Raw genomic sequence first — 16,139 nt, 5'->3', positions numbered from 1 at the left:
GCTTTGCGCTGCCTGCCGGATCGCCTCAGTCCTGATAGCTGAAGCGCACCCGTTTTACGTTGCACAGCAGTTCGTAGGCGATGGTGCCCGCTGCCTCGGCGATGCGGTTGACCGGCACCTGCCGGCCCCACAGTTCCACCCGGCTGCCGATGCCGGCTGATGGCAGGTCGGTGAGATCCACCGTCAGCATGTCCATCGACACGCGGCCGATCAGGCGGCCCGGCTGGCCGTCGATGGCGACCGGCGTGCCGTCGGGCACCACGCGCGGATAGCCGTCGGCATAGCCCATCGCCACCAGCCCCACCCGGGTGTGCCGTCCGGCGACGAAGCGGCCGCCGTAGCCGAGCGCATCGCCGGCTTCGAGCTCGCGCACCGCCATCACCGCGCTTTCCAGCGTCATCACCGGCTGCAGGCCGTTGCCTTCGCCGGGCATCGGATCGGCGCCGTAGAGCAGGATGCCGGGACGCGCCCAGTCACGATGTGCCCGAGGCCAGCCGAGGATGGCGGCGGAATTCGCCAGGCTGCGGGTCCCTGCCAGACCCCGGGTGGCGGCCTCGAAGCGGTCGAGCTGCTCGGCAGTGGAGAGAATCTGCGGTTCGTCGGCGCGGGCGAAATGCGTCATCAGCGTGATCTCCCTGACCTTGCCGCTCGCCTGCAGTCGCTGCCAGGCATTGGCGACGGCGGGGCCGACGAAGCCGGCGCGGTTCATGCCGCTGTTGGCCTTCAGCCAGATGTGCAGCGGCATCGCCAGCGGCGTGGTCTCGATCATGCGCAGCTGGGCTTCGTGGTGGACCACCACCCATAGTTCGTGGCGGACGGCATCCGCCAGCTCGAGGGCATCGAACACGCCTTCGAGCAGCAGGATCGGCGCGGTGATGCCGGCCGCGCGCAGTTCCAGCGCCTCGTCGAGGAAGGCCACGGCGAAGCCGTCGGCTTCTTCTGCCAGGGCGCGGGCGCAGCGCACCGCGCCGTGGCCGTAGGCATTGGCCTTGACCACGGCGAGTGCCGAGCTGCCATGGCGGGCGCGCGCGAGCCGGTAGTTGTGGCGCAGGGCGGCGAGATCGATCAGGGCGCGGGCGGGGCGCATCGTTTCAATCCAGTAAAGCGGGGCGCACATGGTGCGCCCAAGAGCCGCGCGCTGCAATGCGGATGGTCTGCAAGGCCTGCGTCAGGTTTCAGGCCGGTGACAGGCTCAGGCCCTGTGCATGCCGCACGGTTCCGTCGCCATAGCGGCGCAGGCCGAGGTCGTCGTGGCGGATGGCGGGCTGGCGGCCGGTGACCAGATCAGCGACGAGTTCGCCCGCACCGCAGGACATGGTCCACCCCAGGGTGCCGTGGCCGGTGTTGATGAACAGCTCGGGGTAGGGCGTGGCGCCGATGATCGGGGTCGAGTCCGGCGTCATCGGCCGCAGGCCGGTCCAGAACTGCGCGCCGGCGATGTCGCCGCCGTGCGGGAACAGGTCGGCCACCACCTTCTCGAGCGTTTCGCGGCGGCGGGGATTCAGGCGCAGGTCGAAGCCGCCCAGTTCGGCCATGCCGCCGACGCGGATGCGCTGGTCGAAGCGCGTCACCGCGACCTTGTAGGTTTCATCCAGCACGGTCGAGCGTGGGGCGGCGTCGGGATCGGTCAGCGGCACGGTCAGGGAGTAGCCCTTGACCGGATAGACCGGCAGATCCAGGCCCAGGCCGGCTGCCATCTGGCGCGAATAGCTGCCCAGCGCGAGCACGTAGCGGTCGGCGGCCAGCACCTGGCTGTGCTTGCCCGTGCCGATGCGGACGCCGATCACGCCTCCGCCGCCGGTCAGGATTTCGCCGACATCGACGCCGTAGCGGAACTCCACGCCGGCCTGCTGTGCCATCTCGGCGAGCCGGGTGGTGAACAGGTGGCAGTCGCCGGTCTCGTCGTTCGGCAGCCGCAAGCCCCCGGCCAGCGGGCTGCGGCTGCGGGCGAGTGCGGGTTCGGCATCGGTGAGTTCCGCTGGGCTCAGCAGTTCGAAAGGCACGCCGCATTCCTGCAGTACGGCAATGTCGCGCCGGGCGGCGTCCAGTTGGGCCTGGCTGCGGAACAGCTGCAGGGTGCCGAGGCTGCGTTCCTCGTAGCGGAGGCCGGTTTCGCTGCGCAGGGTGCGCAGGCAGTCGCGAGCGTACTCGGACAGCCTCATCATGCGCTCCTTGTTGAGCGCATAGCGGTCCGCGCTGCAGTTGGCCAGCATCTGCAGCATCCAGCGCAGCTGGAAGAGGCTGCCGTCGGCGCGGATGGCGAGTGGGGCGTGGCGCTGGAACAGCCATTTGAGCGCCTTCAGCGGAATGCCGGGCGCCGCCCAGGGCGTCGAGTAGCCGGGCGAGACCTGGCCGGCGTTGGCGAAGCTGGTTTCGAGTGCGGCGCCGGGCTGGCGTTCCAGCACGGTCACGCGTGCGCCGCGCTGGGCGAGATACCACGCCGTGGTGGTGCCGATGACGCCGCTTCCGAGTACGATCACATGCATGGCTGGCTCCTGCCCGATTGCCGTTGGATGTATGCAGTCTAGGCAAGCTCAAGCAGCGTTTTTCACTTAAAAAATGATGCTGAACAGTGAAACAGTCAGTTCATCCAGCTGTTTTTCGACAGGGGTAGTGAAATGCGCGAACTCGATCGTGTGGACCGGAAGATCATCGACCTGCTGCAGAAGGAAGGGCGCTTGTCGATGACCGAGCTGGCCCAGCGTGTCGGCCTGTCGGCGACGCCATGTACCGAGCGCGTGCGGCGCCTGGAGCGCGAGGGCGTCATCACTGGCTATCACGCGCGCGTCGATCCGCGTGCCCTCGGCAGGCCTCTGCTGGTGTTCGTCGAACTCAAGCTGTCGGCGAAGTCGAACGACACTTTCGACCGGGTGAAGAAGCAGCTTGCCTATGTGCCGGAAGTGATGGAGTGCCATCTGGTGTCGGGAGATTTCGACTACCTGATCAAGGCGCGCATCGCCGAAATGAGCGACTATCGCCGCCTGCTCGGCAACATCCTGCTCAAGCTGCCTTCGGCCACCGAGTCGCGCAGCTACGTGGTGATGGAAGAGGTGAAGGAAAGCCTTTATCTGCCGCCCGAGCCGTGAGCGGGGTAGCAGGCGGTATCGATACCCGTATCAGAGAAGGATAATATTTCCCTTTGCCAGGGACAGGCTGTTCCTGGAACGATGCAATAGAACGATTCGCCCCGGATACGGAACTGCCATGCGCTGCTCGATGCTTTTGTTTTCCCTTGCTGTGTTGGTGCTCGCTGCCTGCGGCAGGGCGCCTTCGCCAGAGGCAGAGAAGGCGCCGCCTTTCGTCAGGACTGCACAGGTGGGGATGGCGGCCGCGGCTGATCTCGGTCTGTCCGGCACGGTGCGGGCACGGGTGGAGTCGCCGCTGGCCTTCCAGGTCGGCGGGCGTATCGTCCGCCGTGCGGTCGATGCAGGAGAGCAGGTTGCGGCCGGCCAGTTGCTGTTCCAGCTAGATACCCACGATCTCGAACAAGGCGTGCGTGCGGCCCAGGCCGATCTGGCGGCGGCCGAGACGGCGCTGAGCACGGCGGATGCCGATCTGAGGCGGGCACGGCAGTTGCATGAGCGCAATTACACCAGCGCACAGGCCGCCGAGCGCTTCGAGCTGGCCCGGCGTGAAGCGCAGACACGGCGGGAAGCCGCGGCAGCGCGGCTGGTGCAGGCACGCAACGCGCTGGGTTATGCCCGGCTGCAGGCGCCGGCGGCGGGCGTGCTGGTCGATGTCGTTGGCGAACCTGGCCAGGTCGTCGGTGTGGGCCAGCGGGTGGCGCAGCTGGCGCAGGCGGGCGAACGGGAGCTCGAAGTGAATTTCCCGGCAGGCGTGGTGCCGCCGGCTGAAGGCCTTGCCCTGCTGGATGGGGACATGAGCTTGCCGTTGGTCCTGCGTGAGACAGCCGGCGCGGTCGAGCCCCAGGGCCGCACGCTGCGGGCGCGTTACACGGTGCAGGGCGTGCGGCATGGCTTGATGCTGGGCGCCGTGCTGCGCGCGCGCTTCCATGTCGAACAGGAGGCCGACGGCAGCCTGGTCGTGCCGCTCGCGGCGCTCAACGAGCGCGGCGAAGGGCCTCGTGTCTGGCGCGTGCGCGAGGGCGCCGTCGAAGCCGTGCCGGTCGAGGTGCGCGGCATCGACGGCGAGGTGGCGCAGGTGCGTGGCGCGCTGGCAGCAGGCGATTCCGTGGTGGCGCTGGGCACCCATTTGTTGACCGAAGGCATGAAGGTGCGGGAGCTGGCGCGATGAGCTTCCCCAACCTGTCCGCGCTCGCCGTGCGCGAGCGCTCGGTCACGCTGTTCTTTCTCGTCCTCGCAGTGCTGGCGGGAGTCTATGCCTTCCTGTCGCTGGGGCGCGCCGAGGATCCGGCGTTCACCATGCGGGTGCTGGTGGTCAATGCGGTCTGGCCCGGCGCCACGCCGCAGGAGATGCAGGAACAGGTGGTCAACCGGTTGGAAAAGCGCATCCAGGAGGTCGAGAACATCTATCGCATCATCACCACGGTACGCCCGGGCATGGCCAACCTGCAGATCGAGTTCCACGACTACACGCCGGCCGCGCAGGTGCCCGATCTCAAGTACCAGGTGCGCAAGCGCATGCAGGAGGAGGCGGGCCGATTGCCTGCAGGGGCGATCGGGCCGATCGTCAATGAGGACTTTGCCGACACCTATTTCAGCCTGATCGCGCTGACCGCGCCTGGCATGCCGATGCGCGAACTGACACGGGAGGCCGAGGCGATCCGTGACCGGCTGCAGCACGTGCCCGGGGTGCACAAGGCCCTGGTGCTGGGCGAGCGTGCCGAGCGTGTGTACCTCGATTTCGACAACGCCACGCTGGTCAATCTGGGCCTGTCGCCACAGGCTGTATTCGACGCCATCTCGACCCACAATCGCCTGCTGCCGGCCGGCAGTATGGAAACAGCGGGGCCGCGCCTGAATCTTCGGCTCGATGCGGATTTGTCCGATCCGGCGCAGCTTGCCGCCGTGCCGCTGCGGGTGGGCGATCGGGTGTTGCGGCTCGGCGACATCGCCAGCGTGCATCGCGGCTACGAGGATCCACCGAGCTATCTGGTGCGTTCGCGGGGCGAGGACGCGCTGCTGCTTGGCGTGGTCATGAACAAGGGTGAGAACGGCCTGTCGCTGGGCGAGCATCTCGCCGAATTCATCGAGGCAGAGCGCGTGCGCCTGCCTCTGGGCCTGTCGCTGGAGGTGCTGACCAACCAGTCGGAAGCCATTGCCAGTGCGGTCAATCTCTTCCAGCTCAAGTTCCTGGTGGCGGTGGCCGTGGTGGTGGCCGTCAGCATGCTGGCCATCGGCTGGCGTGCCGGGCTGGTGGTCGGGATCGCGGTGCCGGTGACGCTGGGCATCACCTTCCTGATCATGAAGTTGATGGGCATCAACCTGGACCGGGTTTCGCTCGGTGCCTTGATCATCGGCCTGGGCCTGCTCGTGGACGATGCGATCATCGCCGTCGAGATGATGCTGGTGAAGATGGAGCAGGGCTGGAGCCGCGTGCATGCGGCCGCCCATGCCTGGAACGTGACGGCGGCGCCGATGCTGTTCGGCACTCTGGTCACCGTGGCGGGCTTTCTGCCGATCGGCTTCGCGCGCTCATCGGTGGGTGAATACGCCGGCAACATCTTCTGGGTGCTGGCGGTCTCCCTGCTGGTGTCCTGGCTGGTGGCGGTGGTGTTCGCGCCCTATCTCGGCGTGAAGATGCTGCCCGAGGTGGCGCATCAGCACGCGCATGGGGATGCGGACGTTTACCGGACACCGATGTTCAAGCGCTTGCGCCGGCTCATTGCCGGGTGCGTCAGCTGGCGTCGGACAGTGGTTTTTACGACCGTTCTGTTGCTGGCGGCGGCGATCGTTGGCATGGTCACGCTCGTGCAGAAGCAGTTCTTCCCCAGTTCGGATCGGCCCGAGGTGCTGGTGAGCGTCTATTTGCCGCAAGGCAGCAGCATCGGCAGCACCGATGCGGCGGTGCGCAAGCTGGAAGCGATTCTGGCGCCGATGCCGGAGGTGCGGACGCTGTCGAGCTATACGGGTGGTGGCGCGCCGCGCTTCTTCCTGTCTGCCAACCCCGAGCCTCAGGATTCGGCTTTTGCCAAGATCATCGCGGTGACGCAAGGGGTCGAGGCGCGGACCCGGGTGATGGATGAACTGAAGCAGCGTATCGATGACGGCGAATTCCCCGAGGCACGGGTGCGGGTGTCCCGCCTGTTGTTCGGCCCGCCGGTGGTCTGGCCGGTGGCGTTCCGCGTGGTCGGGCCGGAGGCGCAGGAGTTGCGCCGCATCGCCCATCAGGTGCGCGAAGTCATGGCGTCCAGCCCGCACGTGGTCGATCCGCACCTCGAGTGGGATGAAAGAGTTCCGGTGCTGCATCTGGCCATGGACCACGCGAGGTTGAGACTGCTGGGCCTGACGCCGCAGGACGTCTCGCAGCAGCTGCAGTTCCAGCTCGACGGCCTGCGCGTGACCCAGGTCCGCCAGGACATTCGCACGGTGGACGTCATTGCGCGCGGCGCCAGCGGCGGGCAGCGGCTCGATGCCAGTAGTCTGTCGGCACTCGAGGTCCTCACGCCCGATGGGCGAAAATTGCCTGCCGGACAGCTGGGCAGCATCGAAGTCAGGTTCGAGGAGCCGGTGATCAAGCGCTACAACCGCGAATTCGAGCTGACGGTGCAGGCCGAGATCGAGGGCGCGCAGCCGAACGACGTCACCGAGGCGCTGTGGAAATCGCTGGCGCCGCTGCGCGCCGAGCTGCCGCAGGGCTATCGCCTGGACATCTCCGGCGCGGTCGAGCAGTCGGGCAAGGCGAATGCGTCCATCCAGAAGCTGCAGCCGGTGATGGTGGCCTTCATGCTGATCTTCATCATGCTGCAGATGAGATCCTTCTCCGGCACTTTCATCGTCCTTGCCACTGCCCCGCTGGGCTTGATCGGCGCGGTGCTGGCACTGCTGCTGTTCAACCAGCCCTTCGGCTTCGTCGCCCTGCTTGGCCTGACCGGGCTGGCCGGCATCCTGATGCGCAATACCCTGATCCTCACTCAGCAGGTTGCTGACAACCTGGAATCAGGCATGGAGGCCTTCGACAGCGTCGTCGAGGCCGCGGTGCAGCGGGCCCGGCCGGTCATCCTCACCGCGCTGGCGGCAGCCTTCGCCTTCATTCCGCTGACGCTGGATACCTTCTGGGGGCCGCTGGCCTATGTGCTGATTGGCGGTGTGGCGGTCGGAACCGCCATTACCCTGTTGTTCGTGCCGGCGCTTTACGCGCTGTGGTTCAGGCTGGATGCGCCGGCCGAGGCGTAATGGTGGTGTGACAGGCCCGTGTGCAAGGGCAGTGAGTGTCTGCCTGGTCGGCCCGTATGGGTAGTTGCCCTGGGCTCATGAGCGGATCAATATTTCTGTTGCGTGTAGTTCTTGACGGTTTTGTGTTGGTGTCTATAATGCCGATCTTTCTCGCGGCGCCCGGGTGATTTTGGTGGGTGTTGCGGGGGTTGCGGTTGGTTTTGGAAGCGGTTTTTTTTGGGTTTTCTTTTTTGTTGTGTTGAAGAAAGTTTCCCGGGTGGTTGACAGGTTGTTGGATGTTGATCATAATCTCGCTTCTGTGCTGACCGGCACGGATCTTTAAAAACTTGAACAACCGATAAGTGTGGGTGCTTGGTGGTTGTGGTCTCGGTGGCTTCGGCCACGGTTTCACAATGATTAGGTGCTCATACTGCAAGTCAGTATTTTGAGTACTTTGTAGGATTGAACTTAAGAGTTTGATCCTGGCTCAGATTGAACGCTGGCGGCATGCTTTACACATGCAAGTCGAACGGCAGCGCGGGCTTCGGCCTGGCGGCGAGTGGCGAACGGGTGAGTAATGCATCGGAACGTACCCAGTCGTGGGGGATAACACATCGAAAGATGTGCTAATACCGCATACGTCCTGAGGGAGAAAGCGGGGGACCTTCGGGCCTCGCGCGATTGGAGCGGCCGATGTCAGATTAGCTAGTAGGTGGGGTAAAGGCCCACCTAGGCGACGATCTGTAGCGGGTCTGAGAGGATGATCCGCCACACTGGGACTGAGACACGGCCCAGACTCCTACGGGAGGCAGCAGTGGGGAATTTTGGACAATGGGGGCAACCCTGATCCAGCCATGCCGCGTGAGTGAAGAAGGCCTTCGGGTTGTAAAGCTCTTTCGGCCGGGAAGAAATCGCATCTTTTAATAGAGGGTGTGGATGACGGTACCGGACTAAGAAGCACCGGCTAACTACGTGCCAGCAGCCGCGGTAATACGTAGGGTGCGAGCGTTAATCGGAATTACTGGGCGTAAAGCGTGCGCAGGCGGTTTGCCAAGACAGGCGTGAAATCCCCGGGCTTAACCTGGGAACTGCGCTTGTGACTGGCAGGCTAGAGTACGGCAGAGGGGGGTGGAATTCCACGTGTAGCAGTGAAATGCGTAGAGATGTGGAGGAACACCGATGGCGAAGGCAGCCCCCTGGGCCTGTACTGACGCTCATGCACGAAAGCGTGGGGAGCAAACAGGATTAGATACCCTGGTAGTCCACGCCCTAAACGATGTCGACTAGTCGTTCGGAGCAGCAATGCACTGAGTGACGCAGCTAACGCGTGAAGTTGACCGCCTGGGGAGTACGGCCGCAAGGTTAAAACTCAAAGGAATTGACGGGGACCCGCACAAGCGGTGGATGATGTGGATTAATTCGATGCAACGCGAAAAACCTTACCTACCCTTGACATGTCTGGAATCTTGCTGAGAGGCGAGAGTGCCTTCGGGAGCCAGAACACAGGTGCTGCATGGCTGTCGTCAGCTCGTGTCGTGAGATGTTGGGTTAAGTCCCGCAACGAGCGCAACCCTTGTCACTAGTTGCCATCATTTGGTTGGGCACTCTAGTGAGACTGCCGGTGACAAACCGGAGGAAGGTGGGGATGACGTCAAGTCCTCATGGCCCTTATGGGTAGGGCTTCACACGTCATACAATGGTCGGTACAGAGGGTTGCCAAGCCGCGAGGTGGAGCCAATCCCTTAAAGCCGATCGTAGTCCGGATCGTAGTCTGCAACTCGACTACGTGAAGTCGGAATCGCTAGTAATCGCAGATCAGCATGCTGCGGTGAATACGTTCCCGGGTCTTGTACACACCGCCCGTCACACCATGGGAGTGGGTTTCACCAGAAGTAGGTAGCTTAACCTTCGGGGGGGCGCTTACCACGGTGAGATTCATGACTGGGGTGAAGTCGTAACAAGGTAGCCGTATCGGAAGGTGCGGCTGGATCACCTCCTTTCAAGAGAAAAGAGGTCATGGTTGCCAAGTATCCACAACTTATCGGTTGTTCAGGCGAAGAGCCTCGAAGTGCATGAGAGGGTCTGTAGCTCAGCTGGTTAGAGCACCGTCTTGATAAGGCGGGGGTCGTTGGTTCGAACCCAACCAGACCCACCAGAGTTTTAGGTTGCTCCGAATCAAGTTTGCTTGAGACAAGGGGGCTGTAGCTCAGCTGGGAGAGCGGCGGCTTTGCAAGCCGTAGGTCGTCGGTTCGATCCCGACCAGCTCCACCAGGTCATGTGTGTTTCGGGAAGTCAGAGATGGTGTTTGGATAGACACCATCTCTGACTTCTTGATCGGCGAGAAGCCGGTTTGAGGTTTGCTCTTTAACAAAGTGGAAGAAGTGTAGTACGCATCGAGCCGGTGCGTACTGCAGTTGTGTGATTGCATTGGCTCAGACTGCGTTGTCAGCACAGTTTGGGCCGCACAAACGAGTTCGACCTGTGACAGGGGTGCTTCATTGAGGCACCAAGGTTATAGGATCAAGCGACTAAGTGCATGTGGTGGATGCCTTGGCGATCACAGGCGATGAAGGACGTGTAAGCCTGCGAAAAGCGTGGGGGAGCTGGCAATAGAGCTTTGATCCCACGATGTCCGAATGGGGAAACCCGGCCCGCAAGGGTCATCCCTGGCTCAATACATAGGCCAGAGGAGGCGAACGCGGCGAACTGAAACATCTAAGTAGCCGCAGGAACAGAAATCAACCGAGATTCCGCAAGTAGTGGCGAGCGAACGCGGAGTAGCCTGCACGACTAAACCATCAGCTTAGCAAAACGGTCTGGAAAGTCCGACGATACAGGGTGATAGTCCCGTATGCGAAAAGCCGGTGGCGGGTCTGAGCGTGCGACAAGTAGGGCGGGACACGTGTAATCCTGTCTGAAGATGGGGGGACCATCCTCCAAGGCTAAATACTCGTGATCGACCGATAGTTAACCAGTACCGTGAGGGAAAGGCGAAAAGAACCCCGGGAGGGGAGTGAAATAGATCCTGAAACCGCATGCATACAAACAGTGGGAGCCTCGAAAGGGGTGACTGCGTACCTTTTGTATAATGGGTCAGCGACTTACGTTCAGTAGCGAGCTTAACCGAATAGGGGAGGCGTAGCGAAAGCGAGTCTGATAAGGGCGTCGTAGTTGCTGGGCGTAGACCCGAAACCGGATGATCTATCCATGGCCAGGATGAAGGTGCCGTAACAGGTACTGGAGGTCCGAACCCACTAACGTTGAAAAGTTAGGGGATGAGCTGTGGATAGGGGTGAAAGGCTAAACAAATCCGGAAATAGCTGGTTCTCCCCGAAAACTATTTAGGTAGTGCGTCGTACGGACACTTGCGGGGGTAGAGCACTGTAATCGTTGGGGGGGTCACTGCGATCTACCCCGCGATAGCAAACTCCGAATACCGCAAAGTGATATACGGCAGACAGACATCGGGTGCTAACGTCCGGTGTCAAGAGGGAAACAACCCAGACCGCCAGCTAAGGTCCCAAATGCATGGCTAAGTGGCAAACGAGGTGGGAAGGCACAGACAGCTAGGAGGTTGGCTTAGAAGCAGCCACCCTTTAAAGAAAGCGTAATAGCTCACTAGTCGAGTCGTCCTGCGCGGAAGATGTAACGGGGCTCAAGCCATGAACCGAAGCTGCGGATGTGTCTTTGACACGTGGTAGGGGAGCGTTCCGTAGGCCTGCGAAGGTGTCTCGTAAGGGATGCTGGAGGTATCGGAAGTGCGAATGCTGACATGAGTAGCGATAAAGGGTGTGAAAAGCACCCTCGCCGTAAGCCCAAGGTTTCCTGCGCAACGTTCATCGGCGCAGGGTGAGTCGGCCCCTAAGGCGAGGCAGAAATGCGTAGTCGATGGGAAACAGGTCAATATTCCTGTACCGGTTTTAGATGCGATGGGGGGACGGAGAAGGTTAGGTTGGCCATCTGTTGGAATAGGTGGTTCAAGCGTGTAGGCGTGCCCGGTAGGCAAATCCGCCGGGCTGAGCTGAGGCGTGATAACGAGGACCTTCGGGTCTGAAGCAACTGATACCCAGCTTCCAGGAAAAGCCTCTAAGCTTCAGTCTAGAACTGACCGTACCGCAAACCGACACAGGTGGGCTGGTAGAGAATACCCAGGCGCTTGAGAGAACTCAGGAGAAGGAACTCGGCAAATTGATACCGTAACTTCGGGAGAAGGTATGCCCCGTTAGCTTGTAGGAGAACATCCGAAGGGCGAAGGGGCCGCAGAGAATCGGTGGCTGCGACTGTTTATTAAAAACACAGCACTGTGCAAACACGAAAGTGAACGTATACGGTGTGACGCCTGCCCGGTGCCGGAAGGTTAAGTGATGGGGTGCAAGCTCTTGATCGAAGCCCCGGTAAACGGCGGCCGTAACTATAACGGTCCTAAGGTAGCGAAATTCCTTGTCGGGTAAGTTCCGACCTGCACGAATGGCGTAACGATGGCCACACTGTCTCCTCCTGAGACTCAGCGAAGTTGAAATGTTTGTGAAGATGCAATCTCCCCGCGGCTAGACGGAAAGACCCCATGAACCTTTACTGTAGCTTTGCATTGGACTTTGACGGGACTTGTGTAGGATAGGTGGGAGGCTATGAAACCGGGACGCCAGTTCCGGTGGAGCCATCCTTGAAATACCACCCTGGTGTCGTCGAGGTTCTAACCCAGGCCTGTGAATCCAGGTCGGGGACCGTGCATGGTGGGCAGTTTGACTGGGGCGGTCTCCTCCCAAAAGGTAACGGAGGAGTACGAAGGTCACCTAGGTACGGTCGGACATCGTACTGATAGTGCAATGGCAAAAGGTGGCTTGACTGCGAGACCCACAAGTCGAGCAGGTGCGAAAGCAGGTCATAGTGATCCGGTGGTTCTGTATGGAAGGGCCATCGCTCAACGGATAAAAGGTACTCTGGGGATAACAGGCTGATTCCGCCCAAGAGTTCACATCGACGGCGGAGTTTGGCACCTCGATGTCGGCTCATCACATCCTGGGGCTGTAGTCGGTCCCAAGGGTATGGCTGTTCGCCATTTAAAGTGGTACGTGAGCTGGGTTTAAAACGTCGTGAGACAGTTTGGTCCCTATCTGCCGTGGGCGCTGGAAGTTTGAGAGGGCCTGCTCCTAGTACGAGAGGACCGGAGTGGACGCACCCCTGGTGTACCGGTTGTGACGCCAGTCGCATCGCCGGGTAGCTATGTGCGGAAGAGATAACCGCTGAAAGCATCTAAGCGGGAAACTCGCCTCAAGATGAGACTTCCCCGGGGCCTCGAGCCCCCTGAAGGGTCGTTGAAGACCACAACGTTGATAGGTCGGGTGTGGAAGCGTGGCAACACGTTGAGCTAACCGATACTAATTGCCCGTGTGGCTTGATCCTATAACCTTGAATGCACACTAGAACTCGTAACGTGCGCAGCGCGCGCACCAATCACACAACACACACTTCTTCCTCCTTTGCCCTGCAACCCACGCAGGGAACAAGTCACAGTCTGACGACCATAGCTTTGTGGTACCACCCCTTCCCATCCCGAACAGGACCGTGAAACACAAACGCGCCGATGATAGTGAGGTCCGCCCTCGTGAAAGTAGGTCATCGTCAGACTAACTCACACAAAAAAACGCCCGAACATGTACAACGTTCGGGCGTTTTTGCGTCTACAGCACCAGGACAGAACAACCTCCAGACCACCCAAGGCCGCAGTGCGGCTATTGGTTTGTCAGCTTTGGCAAGGGGCGTGATAAGAGCTATCGCAGTTTTTGTATCCTGCCGCCATGGGTTTCGGCAAATCTGGCCTCCCGCTCTCAGCGGGCACTGAAGCCGGCGTCTTCGATCGCCTGGTAAATGTCTGCAGATGAAACAAAATTGCCGTGCTCGATCGTTGCCTCGCCGGTTTCAAGCATGATTTCCAGATAGCCGATGCCTGGAAGGTCCTGGATGGCGTTGGTGACCAGACGCAGACACTGTTCGTCCTGCATGCCGCTGATGATCAGGGTGGTCGTCTGCATGGAAAATGCTCCGCTCGGGTGATCTGATGGGCGGTCGTGTGCTGTTCGCCGACCGCAAACTCTGATGATACCGGAGGTGGTGTCGTCGGCAAAAAGGACGCCCATGCAGCGTGAGGCAGAGATGATGCCGACTTGTGCAGAGTGCGCTTATTCTGAGAGCATGGAGTCAGCAGCAGATGCCGGCACGAGAATCGGCACTGTACGCAGGATTCAAACACCTCCTTCCCCAATCCCACTGTTTAGCAATGACGTTCTCTGATGATTCTTTTGGCGACTCGCTCGAAAAGGAGCTTCGCCTGCCTTCTGCCGATGCCTTGAGGGCGGGGGCGATCGCACATGGTGACCTGCTCGAATGTGCCCCCGAGGTGCCACTGTACGAAGCGGCACGCCTGATGAGTGAACGCCGCGTCAGTTCGATTCTCGTCGTCGAGCAAGGGGAGGTTCTTGGCATCTGGACTGAACGGGATGCCCTGGCGATCAACTTTACTGACTCGGAAGTCTTCTTTCGGCCGATTTCTGCCGTCATGAGCTCTCCGGTACGTACCGTACCAGCCGCCATGAACCTGCATGAGCTCACCCAGCGCTTTCGTGAAGAGCAGATGCGCCACTATCTGGTGGTGGATGAGGAGGACGGGCGGCGCTGCGGTATCGTGTCCTTGTCCGATATCGTGCTCAACCAGGGGGTCGAGCACTATCTCAAGCTGAGAAAGGTTGACTCCCTGATCAAGGGCGGGCTGCGCGTGCTGCCCGCAGACACTTCGATGGCCGAGGCCGTCAAACTGATGCGCGAGGCTGCGCTCGATGCGGTGGTGGTGGACTTTGGCGCCGACCTCGCGGCGGAGGCCCAAGGGCGCTACGGGATCGTGACCGAGCGTGATGTCATGCGCCTGGTGGCAAGGAAGGGGCTCGGCCTTGCTGTCGGCGTACTTGCCAGCCGCCCGCTGCTGACGGTCGATGAGCACTACAGCCTGTACCGGGCACGGGCAATGATGACCGAACGCCGCATCCGCCACATCGGCGTGCTGCGCAGCGATGGTTCCCTGGCCGACGTGATCAGCTTCCGCGACATCCTGGGCAGCATGGAGCTTGCCTATGTCGATGAGCTGCAGCAGGCACTGCATGAATCGGACCGTGCGCTGAACCATTCCCGGCGCAATCTGTATCTGGCAGAGCGGGTCATCGAGAGCTCGCTCGAGGGCATCATGGTGACCGATGCCGAAGGCATGATCATCTCGGTCAACCCTGCATTCAGCCGGCTCACCGGTTATACGGAAGAAGAAGTCGTCGGCCGCCGCCCTTCGCTCCTGTCGTCAGGCAGGCAGAGTTCGGCTTTCTATGCCCGGATGTGGTTTCGCCTGCAGGCAGAAGGGAAGTGGCAGGGAGAAATCTGGAACAGGCGCAAATCGGGCGAAATCTACCCGGAGCTGCTGCACATCACGGCGATCAAGGACGAGAAGGGCCAAGTGACCCACTATGCGGCCGTATTCACCGACATCAGCCTGCTGAAGGAAACCGAGGCCCGCATTCGCGACCTTGCCTATTACGACCCATTGACCGGGTTGCCGAACCGGCGTTTGCTGGAAGACCGTCTGCAGGTCGAACTTTCGCATGCAGCGCGGATGAGCGGCCGGCTGGCGGTGATGTTCGTCGACCTCGATCGCTTCAAGCGCATCAATGACAGCCTTGGGCATGAAGTCGGCGATCGTGTGCTGGTGGAAATCGCCAATCGCATTCGCCTCTGCCTGAGGGATGACGATACGGTGGCACGTATGGGTGGGGACGAGTTCATCGTCGTTCTCGGCAATCTCTCCCAGCCCGACGCCGCCGCAGCAACGGCGCGCCGCATCGTTGCGGCCCTGCGCAGGCCGATCGCCATCGATGGCCGGGAACTGGTGGTGACGACCAGCGTCGGCATCAGCATCTATCCGGATGATTCAGCCGACTCCGCCACCTTGATCAAGAATGCCGACGTCGCCATGTACAGAGCGAAGGAAGAGGGGCGCAACAGCTTCCAGCTCTACCAGCCGGCAATGAACGCACGCAGCCTGGAGCACCTGGCGCTCGAAACCGCACTGCACGGCGCCTTGAAGCGTGACCAGCTGCTGCTGCATTTTCAGCCCCTGGTCCAGGCCGATACCGCTGAACTGGTTGCGGCAGAGGCCTTGCTGCGCTGGCAGCATCCCGAACTGGGGCTGGTGTCGCCGGCCGATTTCATCTCCCTGGCCGAGGAAACCGGCCTGATCGTGCCGATTGGTGAGTGGGTGCTGCGCCACGCCTGTATCTGCCATGGCAAGTGGCGCAAGGATAAGCGGGCGCCGCTGCGCATGATGGTGAATATCTCGGCACGCCAGTTCCGCGAGGAAGGTTTCGTCGATATGGTCCGTCGCGTACTGTACGAAACTGAAATGGAACCATCGCTGCTGACGCTCGAATTGACCGAGAGCATGCTGATGGACGATACCGCCGCGTCGGTCGTGCGGATGCAGAAGCTGCGCGGACTCGGGGTCAGTCTGGCGCTGGACGACTTCGGTACGGGCTATTCGTCGCTGGCTTACCTGAAGGATTTCCCGATCGACGAACTGAAGATCGACCGGCTTTTCGTTCGCGGCATCGACCGCAATGCGCGCGATGCCGCGCTGGCGTCGGCGATCATTTCACTGGGCCACAGTCTGGGTTTGCGGGTGGTTGCCGAGGGTGTCGAAACCCGCGCCCATCTCGACGTTCTGCAGCGGCACGGCTGCGATCTGGCGCAGGGCTTCCACTTCAGCAAGCCTCTGCCGTGGGATTCCTTCGTGGCTGTGTACGGATGAAG

The 16,139-nt window shown here is 61.4% G+C and carries 7 protein-coding genes, 2 tRNA genes and 3 rRNA genes; 9 read left to right on the top strand and 3 right to left on the bottom strand.

Annotated elements, in window-relative coordinates; translation table 11 throughout:
- Nucleotides 1-25 precede the first annotated feature (25 nt).
- On the bottom strand, nucleotides 26-1,087 hold the full coding sequence (alr, locus tag QM748_RS14770; protein WP_415247668.1) for an alanine racemase: 1,062 nt from the start codon (nucleotides 1,085-1,087) through the stop codon (nucleotides 26-28).
- Between the two features lie 88 nt (nucleotides 1,088-1,175).
- Nucleotides 1,176-2,486, bottom strand: coding sequence for a D-amino acid dehydrogenase (locus QM748_RS14765; RefSeq protein ID WP_415247667.1), 1,311 nt, complete (start codon nucleotides 2,484-2,486; stop codon nucleotides 1,176-1,178).
- Between the two features lie 132 nt (nucleotides 2,487-2,618).
- Between QM748_RS14765 and QM748_RS14760 the strand changes: the two genes are divergently transcribed.
- The 8 genes from QM748_RS14760 to rrf all read left to right on the top strand — a co-directional run bounded on the left by QM748_RS14760 (nucleotide 2,619) and on the right by rrf (nucleotide 12,923).
- The gene (locus QM748_RS14760; protein WP_415247666.1) at nucleotides 2,619-3,086 is read left to right on the top strand and encodes a winged helix-turn-helix transcriptional regulator; all 468 of its coding nucleotides are present in this window, start codon (nucleotides 2,619-2,621) and stop codon (nucleotides 3,084-3,086) included.
- Between the two features lie 235 nt (nucleotides 3,087-3,321).
- A complete protein-coding gene (locus QM748_RS14755; RefSeq protein ID WP_415247665.1) occupies nucleotides 3,322-4,254 on the top strand; it encodes an efflux RND transporter periplasmic adaptor subunit in 933 nt (310 codons plus the stop codon).
- Entirely contained in the window at nucleotides 4,251-7,316 is a 3,066-nt protein-coding gene (locus tag QM748_RS14750) for an efflux RND transporter permease subunit (RefSeq protein ID WP_415247664.1), read from the top strand. The genes QM748_RS14755 and QM748_RS14750 overlap by 4 nt, the downstream gene beginning before the upstream one ends.
- Nucleotides 7,317-7,759: 443 nt before the next feature.
- Nucleotides 7,760-9,295, top strand: a 16S ribosomal RNA gene (locus QM748_RS14745).
- 78 nt (nucleotides 9,296-9,373) lie between these two features.
- Nucleotides 9,374-9,450 (top strand) — tRNA-Ile (locus QM748_RS14740).
- A gap of 40 nt (nucleotides 9,451-9,490) precedes the next feature.
- Nucleotides 9,491-9,566, top strand: a tRNA-Ala gene (locus QM748_RS14735).
- A gap of 247 nt (nucleotides 9,567-9,813) precedes the next feature.
- Nucleotides 9,814-12,698, top strand: a 23S ribosomal RNA gene (locus QM748_RS14730).
- Between the two features lie 111 nt (nucleotides 12,699-12,809).
- Nucleotides 12,810-12,923 (top strand): 5S ribosomal RNA (rrf, locus tag QM748_RS14725).
- Together the 16S, 23S and 5S rRNA genes with 2 tRNA genes alongside form the textbook arrangement of a ribosomal RNA operon.
- Before the next feature lie 200 nt (nucleotides 12,924-13,123).
- Here rrf and QM748_RS14720 read toward each other — a convergent pair.
- Complete coding sequence (locus QM748_RS14720) at nucleotides 13,124-13,327, bottom strand: heavy-metal-associated domain-containing protein (protein ID WP_415247663.1); 204 nt, start codon at nucleotides 13,325-13,327, stop codon at nucleotides 13,124-13,126.
- Between the two features lie 176 nt (nucleotides 13,328-13,503).
- On the opposite strand from QM748_RS14720, the gene QM748_RS14715 reads away from it, so the two are divergent.
- Entirely contained in the window at nucleotides 13,504-16,137 is a 2,634-nt protein-coding gene (locus QM748_RS14715) for an EAL domain-containing protein (protein WP_415247662.1), read from the top strand.
- The last annotated feature ends 2 nt before the right edge of the window (nucleotides 16,138-16,139 follow it).

Origin of the sequence: Thauera sp., assembly GCF_047601425.1 — a bacterium.
In the GTDB taxonomy this organism is placed as follows: domain Bacteria; phylum Pseudomonadota; class Gammaproteobacteria; order Burkholderiales; family Rhodocyclaceae; genus Thauera.
This window is presented reverse-complemented; position numbering and strand designations above follow the sequence as displayed.

Bases quoted from the DNA above. Each gene is read 5' to 3' on its own strand.
- QM748_RS14750 (WP_415247664.1), top strand. From the start codon at position 4,251: ATGAGCTTCCCCAACCTGTCCGCGCTCGCCGTGCGCGAGCGCTCGGTC.
- alr (WP_415247668.1), bottom strand. From the start codon at position 1,087: ATGCGCCCCGCCCGCGCCCTGATCGATCTCGCCGCCCTGCGCCACAAC.
- QM748_RS14765 (WP_415247667.1), bottom strand. From the start codon at position 2,486: ATGCATGTGATCGTACTCGGAAGCGGCGTCATCGGCACCACCACGGCG.
- QM748_RS14715 (WP_415247662.1), top strand. From the start codon at position 13,504: ATGCCGGCACGAGAATCGGCACTGTACGCAGGATTCAAACACCTCCTT.
- QM748_RS14720 (WP_415247663.1), bottom strand. From the start codon at position 13,327: ATGCAGACGACCACCCTGATCATCAGCGGCATGCAGGACGAACAGTGT.
- QM748_RS14760 (WP_415247666.1), top strand. From the start codon at position 2,619: ATGCGCGAACTCGATCGTGTGGACCGGAAGATCATCGACCTGCTGCAG.
- QM748_RS14755 (WP_415247665.1), top strand. From the start codon at position 3,322: ATGGCGGCCGCGGCTGATCTCGGTCTGTCCGGCACGGTGCGGGCACGG.